Origin of the sequence: Curtobacterium sp. ME12 (genome assembly GCF_903970855.1) — a bacterium.
GTDB classification, from domain to species: Bacteria; Actinomycetota; Actinomycetes; order Actinomycetales; family Microbacteriaceae; genus Curtobacterium; species Curtobacterium poinsettiae_A.
In genome coordinates this window covers 1-12,732 of record NZ_CAJCKD010000037.1, presented here as the reverse complement: position 1 = coordinate 12,732, position 12,732 = coordinate 1, and the positions used below count along the sequence as shown (strand labels likewise).

Here is a 12,732-nt window from a genome sequence, read left to right as displayed (position 1 = left end):
CATTCTGCGGGCTGGACGCTCGTTGCGCGTGCCCGGTGCGCGCTCTGGTTGACTGATCGGCATGACTGACCTGAACAGCAAGCCCGAGTTCGACGCCCCCGAGGGCCCCGCCCCCACCGAGCTCGTCGTCACCGACATCGTCGAGGGTTCCGGCGATGAAGCGTCCGCCGGCTCGACCGTCAAGGTCCACTACGCCGGCGTCGAGTACGAGACCGGCGAGGAGTTCGACAGCTCCTGGAACCGCGGCGAGCCCATCGACTTCCCGCTCGCGGCCCTGGTGCGCGGCTGGCAGGAGGGCATCCCCGGCATGAAGGTCGGCGGTCGTCGCAAGCTCGTCGTCCCGCCGGAGCTCGCCTACGGCCCCGCCGGTGGTGGCCACTTCCTGTCGGGCAAGACCCTCATCTTCGTGATCGACCTGCTCGGGGTCCGCTGATGCAGGTCGGTGCCCCGACGATCGAGCTGAACGACGGTCACCGCTTCCCGGAGCTCGGCCTCGGCACCTACGGCCTGAACGGCGACGAGGGCGCTGCGGCGGTCGGCACCGCGATCGCGAGCGGCTACCGGCTGCTCGACACGGCGCTGAACTACGGCAACGAGGACGCCGTCGGCAAGGCCGTCCGCGAGTCCGAGGTGGCGCGCGAGGACCTCGTCGTCACGTCGAAGCTGCCCGGCCGGCACCACGGCTACGACGAGGCGCACCGCTCGATCGACGAGACCCTCGGCAACCTGGGGCTCGACCACGTCGACCTGTACCTGATCCACTGGCCGAACCCGTCGGTGGACAAGTTCGTCGACACCTGGAAGGCGTTCGTCGATCTCCGCGACAGCGGCAAGGTCCGCTCGATCGGCGTCTCGAACTTCACGCCGGAACACCTGCGCCGCATCGTCGACGCCACCGGGGTCGCCCCGGCCGTCAACCAGGTGGAGCTCCATCCGTACTTCCCCCAGGCGGAACTGCGGAAGGTGCACCAGGAGCTCGGCATCGTGACCGAGAGCTGGAGCCCGCTCGCGAAGCGGTCGGAACTGCTCACCGAGCGGCCGATCGCCGACGCCGCCGCGGCACACGGTGTGGCCCCCGGCCAGGTCGTGCTGCGCTGGCACGTCCAGCTCGGTGCCGTGCCGGTGCCGAAGTCGGGCGACGCCGCCCGCCAGAAGGAGAACCTCGACGTCTTCGGCTTCGAGCTGACCGACGACGAGGTGCAGGCGATCTCCGCGCTCGAGCGCGGCCGCCTGTGGGACGGCGACCCGGACACGCACGAAGAGATGTGACCCGGACGCGACCCTTCGGGGACAGCGGGGCTCCCGGTGGGCAGTACACTGGTTCCCCCTCTTCCCGAAGGGTTGCGTGTGTCCGAACCGACCGAGATCGACCGTGAACGCGGCTACGTCGACGGCCTCTTCCGTCGTCTCGACGAGCTGACCGCCGAGGCCGAACAGCGCCTCGCCGAGACCCGCCGACAGGCGGTCGGCGGGAACCACCAGAGCCGCAGCGAGCGCGACGCGTACGCGCGGCTCTACGAGGACACCGTCGCGACGCTCGAACGGGTGGGGGACCGTCTGGTCTTCGGCCGGCTCGAGGTCGCCGAGCCCGACGACGCCGACGACACCTTCCGGTACATCGGCCGCGTGGGACTGCGCGACGCCGAGCACCGCCCGCTGCTGCTCGACTGGCGCGTCCCCGGTGCCAGTGCCTTCTACCAGGCCACCGCGGCGCACCCGATGGGCATGCGGTCCCGCCGGCACCTGTCCCTGCAGGGTCGTCGGGTGGTCGGTGTCGAGGACGAGGTCTTCGACGCCTCGCTCTACGACGACGAGCGCACCCACCTGCAGGGCGAGGGGGCGCTGCTCGCCGCGGTCACCGCCGAACGCACCGGCCGGATGACCGACATCGTCGCGACGATCCAGGGCGAGCAGGACCGCATCATCCGCTCCCCGCTCGAGGGCGTGCTCATCGTGCAGGGCGGGCCCGGCACCGGCAAGACCGCCGTGGCGCTGCACCGGGCCGCCTACCTGCTCTACTCGTACCGCGAGCGCCTGCGCGGATCCGGCGTGCTCATGGTCGGCCCGTCCCCGGCGTTCCTGACGTACATCGAGCAGGTGCTCCCGTCGCTCGGCGAGACCGGTGTCGTGATGGCGTCGCTCGGGTCGCTCTACCCGACCGTGCACGCGACGACCAGCGACACCCGCGACGTCGCCGCCGTGAAGGGTGCCGCGCAGATGGCCGCACTCCTTCGGCGGGCCGTGCGCTCGCGCCAGGTCGTGCCGACCGAGTCGGTCACGCTCGACGTCGAGGGCGAGCGGCTCGTCGTCCCGCCGCAGCTCGTCGCCGACGCCATGAAGCGTGCGCAGGACCGCGGCAAGCCGCACAACGTCGCCCGCGTCACGTTCAACAAGATCGCCCTCGACGCGATGACCCGACTGCTCGCCGAGCAGCTGCGGGAGCGCGGCACCACGGTGGACGAGGCCGACGAGAAGGTCCTGCGCGAGGACATCCGGAGCTCGTACGACGCCCGCGTGCTGCTCAACACCGCGTGGTTGCCGCTGCCGCCCGAGAAGTTCCTCGAGGACCTGTACGCCCGGCCGAACTGGCTCGCCTCGCTCACCCCCGACTGGACCGCCGAGCGCCGCGCCCTGCTGCAGCGTGCCCGCGGTACGGCCTGGACCGTCGAGGACGTCCCCCTGCTCGACGAGGCCGCCGAACTGCTCGGCCCGTTCGACCCGACCGGCGGTGCCGCCAAGCGCGCGGCGAAGGCCAGCCGGAACCGCGACATCGAGAACGCCCGACAGGCCATCGAGAACATGGGTGTCGAGGGCATCGTCAGCGCCGAGCAGGTCGCCGGCTCGTTCGCCGAGGGCGGCGACCCCCGCTCCACGGCCGAGCGCGCCGCCGACGACCGCGAGTGGACCTACGGGCACATCGTCGTCGACGAGGCGCAGGAGCTCTCGCCGATGCAGTGGCGCGTGCTCGCCCGCCGCAACCCGCTGCGCTCGTTCACGATCGTCGGCGACATGGCGCAGGGTTCCTCGCCGGGTGCCGCACGCACCTGGGACGACGTCATCGGGGCGCTCGCGCGTCGTCGACGCGGCCGTGCCCCGCAGGTGCCGCTCGACCACCGCATCGAGCAGCTCACGGTCAACTACCGCACCCCGCGATCCATCGTCGAGGCGGCCGGGGCCTTCGCCGACAGCGCCGGCCTCACGGTCACCCGCAACGAGGCAGTGCGCGACGGCGACCCCGTCGAGCGCGTCCGCGTCGCCCGGGCCGACATGCTCGACACCGTCGTGGCGGTCGCCGACGCCGAGCGTGCGCGGATCGGGTCCGGCACCATCGGCGTCATCGTCCCCGAGGCCCAGGTCGACACGATCCGGCAGCGGCTCGCCCGCACCGAAGCCGACGTCCGGGGCCTCGCCTCGCCGAACGCCGGCTCGCTCACGGTGCTGACGGGTGCGGACGCCAAGGGCCTGGAGTTCGACGGTGTGCTGCTCGTCGACCCGGACGGCGTCGGCGCCGACGCCGCCCGTGCCGCCGCCGCGGTGTACGTCGCGATGACGCGTCCGACCCGTCGTCTGACGGTCATCGACGTCGACTGACGGTCGCGTCCCCGCGCACTTCGTGAGCAGGAACGGGCGGGTCCGTCGGTCCCACGCGACCGTTCCTGCGCACGGCGGTGGGCGGTGGCGTCACCGCGGGGCGGACGGGAGGCCCGGTGCGGGCCCGCCACGGGCCTCCCGGCTCAGGTCGGGTCGCCCTCGGACCGCACCCGCGCGACCAGGTCCGCCCACGGCCCGTCGAGGCGGCGACCCGGGATCGTCACGGTGGTGCGTTCGACGGTGATCGTCCAGCTGAAGTCGTCGGGGACGGGCGCTGCCGTCGGCGCCGGGGTGCGCTGCAGCGCGTCGAGGACGTCGGACCACGCCGTGGGGTCGCTGCTCGTGTCGGTGTCGACCCGCCAGCGCCGTGTGGTGCCGGCGAAGCCCCCGGAGCGGCGGACCTCGATGCGCATGCCCTCGACGCTACGCCCGGGTGGCGCGATCAGTCGAGCACGCCCACCCGCTGCCAGGCCTGACGGACCGCGGTCTGCTCGGCGGATCCGTCCCCGAATCGTCGCCCGGCCGCGTCGACGGTGACGGTCGCGAAGCCCGCGAAGTCGATCGAGGCGGTCACCTCGGGCGACGTCAGGGCGTCCCACCACACGGCACCGGCGCCCAGCCACGCGGGGCCGCCGATGGCCGTGGCCGCCAGGAAGAAGGCGTGGTTCGGGATGCCGGAGTTCGTGTGGACCCCGCCGGCGTCGTCGGTGGTGACGACGAAGCCGGCCATGGTCGCCGGCTGCGGGTCCTTCCCGAGCACCGGGTCGTCGTACGCGGTGCCGGGAGCCCGCATCGACCGCAGCGCGTCGCCCTGCACGGCGTCGGTGAACAGCCCCTCGCCGATGAGCCAGCTCGCCTGCTCCGCCGTCTGACCGGCGGCGTACTGGGCGACCAGTGAGCCGAAGACGTCGCTGATCGACTCGTTGAGGGCGCCCGACTGGCCCTGGTAGGTCAGGTCGGCGGTGTACTGCGTGACGCCGTGCGCGAGCTCGTGGCCGATGACGTCGAGCGCGACGGTGAAGCGGCGGAAGACCTCGTCGTCACCGTCGCCGAACACCATCCGGCTGCCGTCCCAGTAGGCGTTGTCGTACTCCTGGCCGTAGTGCACGGTCGCGTCGAGGGGGAGGCCGGCGCCGTCGATCGACACCCGGTCGAACACCTGGAGCCAGAAGGCGTGCGTGGCGCCGAGGCCCGCGTAGGCCTCGTCGACCGCGGCGTCACCGGAGTCGGCGTCGCCCTCGCGACGGACGACGGTGCCGGGCAGCGTCGTGGTGCCGTGCGCGTCGGTGATCGTCCGCCGCGGGGAGCGGTCCACGGCACCGCTGACGCCGCGCGGTGCGACCAGGTGCTCGTGCTTCGGCGCCTGCACGGCGTCGAGCGAAGCCAGCGCGGTGCGTGCCGCCGAGGCCGCCCGGGGGAACGCCTGGGCATCGGCGACGGCGCGGAGCAGGTAGGGCGGGACGACGGAGCGGATGCGGTCGGTCGCGGTCATGCGCACATGCAACCACCGGGCACCGACACGGCCCCTCGTGGGCTGTCGGTCGGCGGCTGGCGGTCGTCAGTCGCGCTTGCGGTGCTCGACGAGGGCCAGCGCGTACGACTCCCACCACTGGCCCGCCGCGGGGCCGCCGTTGCAGGTGCCGTCGCTGAGCCCGGGTGTCTTCACCCAGAGCAGCGCGTCGAGCCGGGTGCTGCCGCCGGTGACGTGCGGCTCCTGGCCGAGGCCGGCGCCATCGGGGTTGCACCAGGTTCCCCGCCACCCCTGCCCGTTGCGGGAGACGTCGATGACGAAGTGCGGGTCGCCGCCGATCGCGCCGGCGAGCTCGTCGGCGTACGCGCGCTCCTGGTCGACGCGGTAGAAGTTCGACACGTTCGTGAAGAACCCCTGCACCTCGTCGACGCCGGCCTGCCGCAGCCAGTCCGCCATGGTGGCGGTCGGCACACGGTTCTCGTTGCCGCCGTCCAGGTACACGGTGAGCCCGTGGCCGGTCAGCGCGTCGACGGCCTTCCGCAGCAGGGGCAGGCGTTCGTCGCGCAGCCGCTCGCAGTTCTGGATCTGGGCGATCGAGTCGGGTTCGACGAGCACGACGGCGTGCGAACCGGCCATCGCTCGGACGGCGGAACGGACCCACGGCAGGTAGGCGTCGTCCTCGGTGCCGCCCTTCGAGTAGCTGCCGCAGTCGCGGTCCGGGATGTTGTAGAGGACGAACACGGGGGTGGCGCCGCGTTCTTCGGCCGTGCCGACCACCGACCGGATCGTCGATCGGGTCTCGGCCCGCGAGGTGTTCGTCAGCCAGGTCGCGATCGGCTGGTCGGCGATCACGGCGATCTGCTCGGCGGTCCGGGTGTCACCGTCGGCTCGGGCCTGGCGCTCGCGGATGCCGGCCTGGTTCACCGCGGTCGGCTGGCGCGCGAGCCCGCCCGGGAACGCCTCGGCCGCGGACTTCCGCTCGGCGACGGGACGCCCGCTCGGGGTGCCGTCGCCGTCCGGCCGGCCGCCGTTCCACGGGCCGACGACGACGAGCGTCGTGACGACCGCGGCGACGACGACGGCCGCAGCGGCGATCCACCCCCACTGCCGCAGGCCGCTCGCGCGGGGACGGCGTCCGGTGCTGGGTGCCTCGTGCTCCGGCATGCTGCGGTGCTCCTGATCTGCCCGTGCGGTGTCGGGGTGCGGGCGCCGAGCGCGCCCGGACCCATGCTGACAGGTGCGGGGGAGTCCTGACCAGGGCCGATCCGTGATCGCCCAGGCGTCGTGCCGGTGGCTGACAGGAGCGCTCCAGCGACCGCGCAGGACCGTGCAGCACACTGTGCGGATGTTCCGTCGACTCCTCCTCCTCGCCCTGACCGCGGGCTACGCCTGGGTGATCTGGCGGATGACGCTGACCCCGCAGGTCTTCACCTCGGCCCAGAACTCGCTCGTGCTGCACGCGATCGCCTGGGTGCAGCAGCTGCCGCACGGAGCCTGGTTCACGTACGAGCGCACCGAGTTCCTCGCGAACATCGCGATGTTCGTGCCCGTGGGGATGCTCGCTGCGCTGTGGCTGCCCCGGCGCTGGTGGATCCTCGGCGCGCTCGTCGCGGTCGCGCTGTCCACTGGCATCGAGTTCGCGCAGGCCACCTACCTGCCGTACCGGGTCGCGGACCCGCGCGACGTGCTGTCGAACGGCCTCGGTGGACTGCTCGGTGCGACGCTGGTCGGACTCGTCCGCAGTCTGCTGCCGGAGCGTCGCCGCCGACGCCGTCTGCACCCCAGGACCGCCTAGGACTCTGGTAGTCTTCTGCGGTTGCCGTCGAACGGCCGCGGACAAAGAGCGCTCGTGCATCAGGCACGGGCACCGCGCAACGGACAGGAAGGGGATCACCATGGCACTTGACGCACAGGTCAAGCAGGAGATCATCGAAGAGTACGCGACCCACCCGGGCGACACCGGATCCCCCGAGGTCCAGGTCGCCGTTCTGACGCGTCGTATCAACGACCTGAACGAGCACCTCAAGGAGCACAAGCACGACCACCACTCGCGTCGTGGCCTGCTCCTCATGGTCGGTCAGCGTCGCCGTCTCCTCGGCTACCTCTCCGACGTCGACATCGCCCGCTACCGCACGCTCATCGAGCGCCTCGGCCTGCGTCGCTAGTCGACCGACACACGCTTGACCGAACGCCCCGGACCTCCTCGTGAGGACCGGGGCGTTCTTCGTTCCCGGGCGCGGGCCGTGGCGACGGGAATGGTTGTGAGCAGAACCGGGTTGGATGCTATGTTCATGCAAACGCATCGAAAGTCGGGAAGCATCATGACCACCATCGCCGTCGTCTCCGCCGGGCTCTCCGAGCCCAGCTCCACCCGCCTGCTCGCCGACCGTCTGGGGGAGGCCGCCGTGGCGTCGCTCGTCGCCGAGGGCACCCCGGCACACGTCGTGCACGTCGAGCTCCGGCCGCTCGCGCACGAGATCACCGACGCGATGCTCACCGGTTTCGCTGCCCCGGCGCTCTCGGCAGCGACGGCTGCGGTGGTCGAGGCCGACGCCGTCGTGTTCGTCACGCCGATCTTCACCGCCGGCGTCAGCGGACTGGCCAAGTCGTTCCTGGACGTGCTCGACAAGGACTCGATGGCCGACATGCCCGTCCTGCTCGGTGCCACCGGCGGGACCTCGCGGCACTCCCTCGCGATCGACCACGCGCTGCGGCCCGTCTTCGCGTACCTGCGCGCAGCGATCGTGCCCACCGGGGTCTTCGCCGCGACCGACGACTGGGGGACCGACGGTGACGCGGCCGCCCTGGACGGTCGCATCCGCCGGGCCGGAGCCGACCTGGCCTGGGCCATCCGCGCCTCCAGGCGGGCGCCGCGGGAAGCCGACGCGCTCCCCGCGACCCCGGACTTCGCGAGCCTGCTCGGCGGCCTCGGCCACTGACCCGCGGACCCGTCGCCGCCGCCGTCGCCGGGGGCACGTGCTCTTAGGCGGACCACAGGGTTCGTATGGTCGGTGCGCGGCGGGTGCGCGGCTCGCTCATCGGTGCCCTCGGGAACCTCGTCATGACGACGAGGAGGACCGATGGACACCAGAGGCAGCGGCAGGCGATCCGCACGGATCACGAGTGCGCTCGTCAGCACGGGCGGGCTCGTGGTGGCGGTGGTCACCGGTGCGGGGCTCTGGCTCGGGCACGAGCAGGCGAGCACGAGCAGTGACACGAGTACGAGCAGCTCCAGCAGCAGTGAGTCCAGCAGCAGCGCCGACACGAGCACGAACACCGACTCGTCGACCCAGCCGACCGACGCCGCGACCGACTCCGGAACGACCGACTCCGGTACGACGGACTCGGACACGACCGACTCGGACACCGGCGTCTCGCAGGGCACCACCGGCGGGACCTCCGACACCACGACGACGGGGTCGTGACCGTGCGCGCCACCACCGAGTGGGACCTCTGGACCACGACCGCCCGGGTCGTCCTCGACCACCGGGACCGTCGGCACCTCGCCGCCGCGGAGTCCTGCGTCCGGCGGGTCACCTCCGCCGTCGACGCCGCGTGCAGCCGATTCCGCGACGACTCCGAACTCACCGCACGCGCCGACGACCTGGTGCGTGGCACCGAGGTGTCGCCGCTCCTCGCCGCACTCGTGCACCAGGCGCTCGACGCAGCGCGGCTCTCCGACGGCGACGTCGATCCGACCCTCGGGCGCCGGATGGTGTCCCTCGGGTACGACGCTGCCTTCGCCGACGCCCGGCCGGTCCCGTCGCCCGAGGCCCTGTCGCGTGCACTCGACGACCGTCCGGCGTGGCAGCGCATCCTGCTGTCGGGCACGTTCCTGCGCATCCCCGAGGGCGTCACGCTCGACCTCGGTGCCACGGCGAAGGCCGCTGCCGCCGACATGGCTGCGGCGAGCATCACCGCGCGGCTCGGCATCGGTGCGCTGGTGTCGCTCGGCGGCGACGTTGCGACCGCCGGCCCGGATCCGTCCGGCGGCTGGCAGGTGCGGGTGCAGGACCTCGAGGGTGACCCGGTCGACCACGTCCGGATCGCCTCGGGGTGGTCCGTCGCGACCTCGAGCACGCAGAAGCGCCGCTGGGAGCAGGAGGGCACCACCCGGCACCACATCCTCGACCCACGGTGGGGTCTGCCCGCCGAGCCGGTCTGGCGCACGGTGACCGTCGTCGCCCCGTCGTGCACCACCGCCAACACGATGACGACCGCCGCCGTCGTGCGCGGTCGCACCGCCGCTGAGTGGCTCCGGCGGAGCGGACGCGCCGCCCGGCTCGTCGCCGCCGACGGCACGGTCGTGCGGCTCGGCGGCTGGCCCGACGACCAGGGCACGGACGACCAGCGCGCCGACGAGCGGCCCGACGACGACCGATCGGCGGTCGCCTGATGGACACCGCGCTCTGGGTGGTCGGCCGGGGCACCGGCGTCACCGCCGTCCTGCTCCTCACCCTCACCGTGCTCCTCGGCATCGTCACCAGGGGCGGACGACCGCTGCCCGGACTGCCCCGGTTCGCCGTGCAGCTCGTGCACCGGGACGTCGCCCTCGCCGCCACCGTGTTCGTCGCGGTGCACGTGGGGTCGCTGTTGCTCGACACCGAGGCCGAGCTCCGCCTGCTCGACACGGTCGTGCCGTTCGTCGGCGCGTACCGGTGGTTCTGGCTGGGGCTCGGCACCCTGGCCGTCGACCTGCTCGTCGTGCTCGTCGTCACCGCACTGCTCCGCCGTGCGATCGGCCCGCGGGTCTTCCGCGCCGTGCACCGGGCGGCCTACGTCATGTGGCCGATCGCCCTGGCCCACGCGGTCGGCACGGGGACCGACGGCACCTCCGTGTGGTTCCTCGTGCTCGCCGGCGGCTGCACCGCGGCCGTCGTCGCCGCCGTCGTCTGGCGCTGCACCGCCCGTGTCACCGAGTTCCGTTCCGCGAAGCTGGAGGTCGTCCGATGACCCTGACCCACCCACGCACCGTCGTCCCGCCCACGGGCACCCGACGGCTCCTGGCCGCACCCGGTCCGGCGCGCATCGACCACGAGGACGCCTTCGGCCCGATGCCGCAACTCGGCCCGTGGGTGGTCGACGAACTCGGACGCGCCGGCGTCGACGGTCGCGGCGGAGCCGGTTTCCCGCTCGCCCGGAAGCTCGCCGCAGTGACCGCCCGCGGCCGCCGTCGGGGCCGGGGTGCGCCCCTCGTGGTCGCGAACGGCGCCGAGGGGGAACCCGCCAGCCGCAAGGACGCCGTCCTGCTCGAGCGCGCACCGCACCTGGTGCTCGACGGCATCGTCGTCGCGGCCGCCGCGATCGGGGCGTCCGAGGCCGTCCTCGCCACCAGCGACCGACTCGCCGGTCCTGTCCGCCGGGCCCTGGCGGAACGCGCCGACCGCGGCGCCGGCCGCGGCGCCGGCCCGGTCCCGATCAGCGTGCGGATCCTGCCCCACGCCTCCTTCGTCTCCGGGGAGGCCAGCGCCCTCGCGTCGGCCGTCGCCGGTGGCCGGGGTCTGCCCGAGGACCGCGTGGTGCGGCTCGCCGAACGGGGGCCGAGCGGGCGACCGACCCTGGTGTCGAACGTCGAGACCCTGGCCCAGGCGGCACTCGTCGTGCGCTTCGGTGCGGCGTGGGCGAGGGGCGTCGGCAGCACGAGTGCACCAGGCACCCGGCTCGTCACGGTGAGCGACGTGACGGACCCGACCACCGCGGTGGTGCTGGAGACCGCCGGGGGTGCGCCGCTCGGGGAACTGCTGCGGGCCTCCCGGCTGCCGGTGACCGATCCGGTGCACGCACGCGCCGTGCTGGTCGGCGGATGGGGCGGGACGTGGCTGGCCGCCGCGGCCCTCGACGCGTCGTTCGACCCCGAGGGGCTGGCACGGTGGGGCGCGGTGCCCGGGGCCGGCGTGCTCGCCGTGCTCGACGACCGGACCTGCCCGATCGCGGTGACGGCACGGCTGGCGACGGCGCTCGCTGGAGCGTCGGCCGGACGGTGCGGACCGTGCGTGAACGGGCTGCCGCGGATCGCCGACGTCGTCGGGGACCTGGCGTCGGGACGAGCCGGCGTCGGGAGCGTCGCCTCCGGGCGAGCAGCCGGGGACCTGGCGGGCGAGGTGCGTCGGGTCGCCGCGCTGGTCGACGGTCGAGGGGCGTGTCACCACCCGGACGGGGTGGCACGGATGGTGCGGAGCGCACTCGACGTGTTCCACGACGACGTGCAGGCGCACCTCGGCGGCGGGTGCCTGCTGCAGCGCGGGGGTGCGCGGTGAGCGGGGGTGCGGCCACGGGCGACGTCTCGCTGCACGTCGACTGGACGCGCTGTCGGGGCCGCGGACTCTGCACCGAACTGTTCGCCGAACGGCTCGAGCGCGACGAGTGGGGCTACCCGATCGCCCGGGCCGGCGACCCCGGTGCCCGCGCTGGCAGCCCGGGCGACCCCGGTGCCCGGCCGGACGCCGGCGACCCCGGTGCCCGGCCGGACGCCGGCGACCCCGGTGCCCGCGCCGGCAGCCCGGGCGACCCCGGTGCCCCCGGCGCCGGCTCCCGTGACGTCCCGGTCCGTCCGCACGAGCGGGCCGCTGCGGCCGACGCCGTCGCGATGTGCCCCCTGCAGGCGCTCAGACTCGTGGAGCGGTGAGCGGCGGGAGACCGCCCGGCCGGCCCGGCGCTCAGTACCAGTGGGGGTTGACGCTCATCTCGTGGCCCCACGCCGCGCAGGGTGAGCCGTAGGCGCTCTTGATGTACGCGAGCCCCCAGTCGATCTGCGTGTTCGCGTTGGTGCGCCAGTCGGCTCCGGCGACCGCCATCTTCTCGGCCGGCAGCGACTGCGGGATGCCGTAGGCGCCGCTCGAGGCGTTCAGGGCGTTCGCCCGCCACCCGGACTCCTGCGTCCAGAGCGACACCAGGCACGAGAACTGGTCGGAGCCCCACCCGTACGACCCGAGCGCGCTCCGTGCGTAGGCCTGTGCGGCTGCCGGGTCCACGGCGACGCCCCCGGTGCTCGGGTAGGACGAGCCGGTGCCGCCGCTCGTGGCGCCACCGCCGGGGGCGCTGCTGCCGGCGTTCGCAGTGGCTGCGTTGGCCGCCGCCTCGGCCGCCGCCGCTGCGGCCCGCTTGCGCTGTTGCTCCGCCTTCTGCGCGGCGACCCGCTGGCCGAGCTCGTACCCGGCCTCCTGCTTCGCGGTGCTGTCCTTGAGCGACGCGAGCTGTGCGTACAGCTCGTCGCTGTGCTGCTCCGTCGACTCGACGGCGGCGTCCGCCGCCTGTTCCGCCGACTTCGCCGCGGCCGAGCGTTCCTCGGCCGCCTGCGCGCGCGTCGCGCGTTCCGTCTCGGCCCGCTCGGCCTGCTCGTGCAGCGACGACGCCGTGCCGGCTGCGACGGACGCCTCGTCCATGACGCCGGACCAGGTCTCCGACAGCTGGTCGAGGGCGCCGAGCTGGTACAGCAGCTGGTCCGGGTCCTTCGCGGTCGCGATCCGGGTCGTCATCTGGTTCGTGCTGCCGTCGCGGTACAGGTTCGCGGCCAGTTGGCCGGCTCGCTGCTGGGCCCGGTCCGCCGTCTCGCTCGCGTGCTGCGCCTGGGCCTGGAGGCTCGTGGCGGCCTGGGTGGCCGACGCCAACTCCGCCTCGGCCGCGTCCGCCTTCGACGAGGCCACCAGGGCGGCCTGCGACTTCGCGGCTGC

The 12,732-nt window shown here is 73.6% G+C and carries 15 protein-coding genes; 11 read left to right on the top strand and 4 right to left on the bottom strand.

What is annotated here, in order from left to right:
* Window positions 1-61: 61 nt before the first annotated feature.
* The 3 genes from H7A73_RS15130 to H7A73_RS15120 all read left to right on the top strand — a co-directional run bounded on the left by H7A73_RS15130 (window position 62) and on the right by H7A73_RS15120 (window position 3,591).
* On the top strand, window positions 62-433 hold the full coding sequence (locus tag H7A73_RS15130; RefSeq protein WP_182066716.1) for an FKBP-type peptidyl-prolyl cis-trans isomerase: 372 nt from the start codon (window positions 62-64) through the stop codon (window positions 431-433).
* Window positions 433-1,269 (top strand): aldo/keto reductase, encoded by an 837-nt coding sequence (locus H7A73_RS15125; RefSeq protein ID WP_182066715.1) that lies wholly within the window; start codon window positions 433-435, stop codon window positions 1,267-1,269. The genes H7A73_RS15130 and H7A73_RS15125 overlap by 1 nt, the downstream gene beginning before the upstream one ends.
* Window positions 1,270-1,347: 78 nt before the next feature.
* On the top strand, window positions 1,348-3,591 hold the full coding sequence (locus H7A73_RS15120; RefSeq protein ID WP_259362930.1) for a HelD family protein: 2,244 nt from the start codon (window positions 1,348-1,350) through the stop codon (window positions 3,589-3,591).
* Between the two features lie 143 nt (window positions 3,592-3,734).
* Here the strand turns inward: H7A73_RS15120 and H7A73_RS15115 are convergent, their stop codons facing one another.
* The 3 genes from H7A73_RS15115 to H7A73_RS15105 form a co-directional block, all read right to left on the bottom strand.
* Window positions 3,735-4,004: a protealysin inhibitor emfourin gene (locus H7A73_RS15115; RefSeq protein ID WP_182066713.1), complete on the bottom strand. Its 270-nt coding sequence runs from the start codon at window positions 4,002-4,004 to the stop codon at window positions 3,735-3,737.
* 29 nt (window positions 4,005-4,033) lie between these two features.
* On the bottom strand, window positions 4,034-5,083 hold the full coding sequence (locus H7A73_RS15110) for a M4 family metallopeptidase (protein ID WP_182066712.1): 1,050 nt from the start codon (window positions 5,081-5,083) through the stop codon (window positions 4,034-4,036).
* 66 nt (window positions 5,084-5,149) lie between these two features.
* Window positions 5,150-6,226 carry a glycoside hydrolase family 6 protein gene (locus tag H7A73_RS15105; protein ID WP_182066711.1) on the bottom strand — a complete coding sequence of 359 codons (1,077 nt, stop codon included), beginning with the start codon at window positions 6,224-6,226 and terminating at the stop codon, window positions 5,150-5,152.
* 181 nt (window positions 6,227-6,407) lie between these two features.
* On the opposite strand from H7A73_RS15105, the gene H7A73_RS15100 reads away from it, so the two are divergent.
* From H7A73_RS15100 to H7A73_RS15065, 8 genes are all read left to right on the top strand, one after another.
* Entirely contained in the window at window positions 6,408-6,857 is a 450-nt protein-coding gene (locus H7A73_RS15100) for a VanZ family protein (protein WP_084741173.1), read from the top strand.
* A gap of 100 nt (window positions 6,858-6,957) precedes the next feature.
* The gene (rpsO, locus tag H7A73_RS15095; protein ID WP_017885935.1) at window positions 6,958-7,227 is read left to right on the top strand and encodes a 30S ribosomal protein S15; all 270 of its coding nucleotides are present in this window, start codon (window positions 6,958-6,960) and stop codon (window positions 7,225-7,227) included.
* Window positions 7,228-7,383: 156 nt separating this feature from the next.
* Window positions 7,384-8,001: a CE1759 family FMN reductase gene (locus H7A73_RS15090; protein WP_182066710.1), complete on the top strand. Its 618-nt coding sequence runs from the start codon at window positions 7,384-7,386 to the stop codon at window positions 7,999-8,001.
* 141 nt (window positions 8,002-8,142) lie between these two features.
* The gene (locus tag H7A73_RS15085) at window positions 8,143-8,487 is read left to right on the top strand and encodes a hypothetical protein (protein WP_182066709.1); all 345 of its coding nucleotides are present in this window, start codon (window positions 8,143-8,145) and stop codon (window positions 8,485-8,487) included.
* Window positions 8,484-9,458 carry an FAD:protein FMN transferase gene (locus tag H7A73_RS15080; protein ID WP_182066708.1) on the top strand — a complete coding sequence of 325 codons (975 nt, stop codon included), beginning with the start codon at window positions 8,484-8,486 and terminating at the stop codon, window positions 9,456-9,458. The genes H7A73_RS15085 and H7A73_RS15080 overlap by 4 nt, the downstream gene beginning before the upstream one ends.
* Window positions 9,458-10,015 carry a ferric reductase-like transmembrane domain-containing protein gene (locus tag H7A73_RS15075; RefSeq protein WP_182066707.1) on the top strand — a complete coding sequence of 186 codons (558 nt, stop codon included), beginning with the start codon at window positions 9,458-9,460 and terminating at the stop codon, window positions 10,013-10,015. The genes H7A73_RS15080 and H7A73_RS15075 overlap by 1 nt, the downstream gene beginning before the upstream one ends.
* The gene (locus H7A73_RS15070; RefSeq protein WP_182066706.1) at window positions 10,012-11,319 is read left to right on the top strand and encodes an NADH-ubiquinone oxidoreductase-F iron-sulfur binding region domain-containing protein; all 1,308 of its coding nucleotides are present in this window, start codon (window positions 10,012-10,014) and stop codon (window positions 11,317-11,319) included. Before H7A73_RS15075 ends, H7A73_RS15070 begins: the two co-directional genes overlap by 4 nt.
* A complete protein-coding gene (locus H7A73_RS15065) occupies window positions 11,316-11,687 on the top strand; it encodes a ferredoxin (protein ID WP_182066705.1) in 372 nt (123 codons plus the stop codon). The genes H7A73_RS15070 and H7A73_RS15065 overlap by 4 nt, the downstream gene beginning before the upstream one ends.
* Window positions 11,688-11,718: 31 nt before the next feature.
* Here H7A73_RS15065 and H7A73_RS15060 read toward each other — a convergent pair.
* A partial coding sequence (locus tag H7A73_RS15060) for a coiled-coil domain-containing protein (protein ID WP_182066704.1) occupies window positions 11,719-12,732 on the bottom strand: 1,014 nt, incomplete at its 5' end.

Bases quoted from the DNA above. Each gene is read 5' to 3' on its own strand.
- H7A73_RS15130 (WP_182066716.1), top strand. From the start codon at position 62: ATGACTGACCTGAACAGCAAGCCCGAGTTCGACGCCCCCGAGGGCCCC.
- H7A73_RS15125 (WP_182066715.1), top strand. From the start codon at position 433: ATGCAGGTCGGTGCCCCGACGATCGAGCTGAACGACGGTCACCGCTTC.
- H7A73_RS15115 (WP_182066713.1), bottom strand. From the start codon at position 4,004: ATGCGCATCGAGGTCCGCCGCTCCGGGGGCTTCGCCGGCACCACACGG.
- H7A73_RS15110 (WP_182066712.1), bottom strand. From the start codon at position 5,083: ATGACCGCGACCGACCGCATCCGCTCCGTCGTCCCGCCCTACCTGCTC.
- H7A73_RS15105 (WP_182066711.1), bottom strand. From the start codon at position 6,226: ATGCCGGAGCACGAGGCACCCAGCACCGGACGCCGTCCCCGCGCGAGC.
- H7A73_RS15100 (WP_084741173.1), top strand. From the start codon at position 6,408: ATGTTCCGTCGACTCCTCCTCCTCGCCCTGACCGCGGGCTACGCCTGG.
- rpsO (WP_017885935.1), top strand. From the start codon at position 6,958: ATGGCACTTGACGCACAGGTCAAGCAGGAGATCATCGAAGAGTACGCG.
- H7A73_RS15090 (WP_182066710.1), top strand. From the start codon at position 7,384: ATGACCACCATCGCCGTCGTCTCCGCCGGGCTCTCCGAGCCCAGCTCC.
- H7A73_RS15085 (WP_182066709.1), top strand. From the start codon at position 8,143: ATGGACACCAGAGGCAGCGGCAGGCGATCCGCACGGATCACGAGTGCG.
- H7A73_RS15075 (WP_182066707.1), top strand. From the start codon at position 9,458: ATGGACACCGCGCTCTGGGTGGTCGGCCGGGGCACCGGCGTCACCGCC.
- H7A73_RS15070 (WP_182066706.1), top strand. From the start codon at position 10,012: ATGACCCTGACCCACCCACGCACCGTCGTCCCGCCCACGGGCACCCGA.